Below are 1,370 nucleotides of genomic sequence, written 5' to 3' on the forward strand. Positions count from 1 at the left end.
GCGGTCGTGGGTGCGGAAGTTCGGGTCCGCGATGTACGGCTCGTCGGCCACCGGACGGTCGCGCTGGGGCGTCGCGTCGTCGGGAGCCCGGTCCGGTTGGGGTGCGCTGTCCTGGTGGGGCGGGCGCTGATCGGTGGGGGGCGCCTCGTCGCGAGGCGGGGCCGGGGCGTCCTCGGCCGGGTCGAAGGGGTTGCGCTCGGTGGTGGGTGTTTCGTCGCGGCGTGGGGTGGCGGTGTCTTCCGCGGGGTCGAACGGGCTGCGTTCGGAGGTGGGCGCCTCGTCGCGAGGCGGGGCCGGGGCGTCCTCGGCCGGGTCGAAGGGGTTGCGCTCGGTGGTGGGTGTTTCGTCGCGGCGTGGGGTGGCGGTGTCTTCCGCCGGGTCGAACGGGCTGCGTTCCGAGGTGGGTGTCTCCTCGCGCGCTGGGGTGGCGGTGTCCTGCGCCGGGTCGAACGGGGTCCGTTCCGAGGTGGGTGTCTCCTCGCGGGCAGGGGTGGCCGCCGTGTCTTGCGCGGGGTCGAACGGGCTGCGCTCGGTGGCGGGTGCCTCCTCGCGGCGCGGGTCCGTGTCGAGAGGGCCGCGGTCGGTCGCGGGCGTCTGCTGTGCTTCGGGGGTCCGCTCGGCGGGCAGCGCCGTGTCGCCCGGTGTGGGCTGGGGTGCCGGCGTCTCGGCGGGCGGACCCGCCTGGTGGACCGGCGCCGGCTGCTCCGGCGGGCGCGCCAGCATCCAGCGCGGATCGACGGGCGCGCCGGGACGGCCACCCTGCGGCGGCTGCTGCTGCGGCGGCGGGCCGTACCCACCCTGCGGCGAGCGTGGCGTCGGAGGCCCGTACGCCGGCGGCTGCCCACCTCGCGGCGGTTGCTGCTGCTGCGGCGGACCATAGCCACCCTGGGGCGGTCGCGGCGGACCACCGTTCGGCGGCGCACCCATCGGGCCCCGCGGGCCCTCGGGTGGCGTGTTGCCGTAACCGCCCACCGGCGGACGACCGCCCTGCGGCGGCTGCCCTTGGAACGGCCCACCCTGGACCGGACCGCCTTGCGGCGGACGGTTCGCCCCGCCCTGGACGGGGCCGCCCTGGGGTGGCTGCGCCGGGCCGCCCTGGAACGGGGTGCCCTGCCCGGGTCCGCCCTGGGGTGGCCGGTTCGGGCCGCCTTGGAAGGGAGCGCTCTGCACCGGGCCGCCTTGTGTAGGGCCGCCTTGGAAGGGTGCGCCTTGGGGTGGCCGGGCCGGGCCGCCCTGCGTGGGGCTGCCTTGGGGTGGCTGCGCCGGGCCGCCCTGGAACGGGGTGCCCTGCCCGGGGCCGCCCTGGGGCGGACGGTTTGGCCCGCCTTGGACAGGGCCGCCGCCTTGGAACGGGGCGCCCTGGGCGGCCC

1 pseudogene is annotated in these 1,370 nt (G+C 78.3%); it reads right to left on the reverse strand.

Annotated elements, in window-relative coordinates:
* Nucleotides 1-723: pseudogene (locus tag D0D15_RS35730) on the reverse strand (hypothetical protein); the annotation flags it as partial.
* Between the last annotated feature and the right edge of the window lie 647 nt (nucleotides 724-1,370).

It is taken from the genome of Amycolatopsis thermalba, assembly GCF_003385215.1.
Classification (GTDB): Bacteria; Actinomycetota; Actinomycetes; order Mycobacteriales; family Pseudonocardiaceae; genus Amycolatopsis_E; species Amycolatopsis_E thermalba.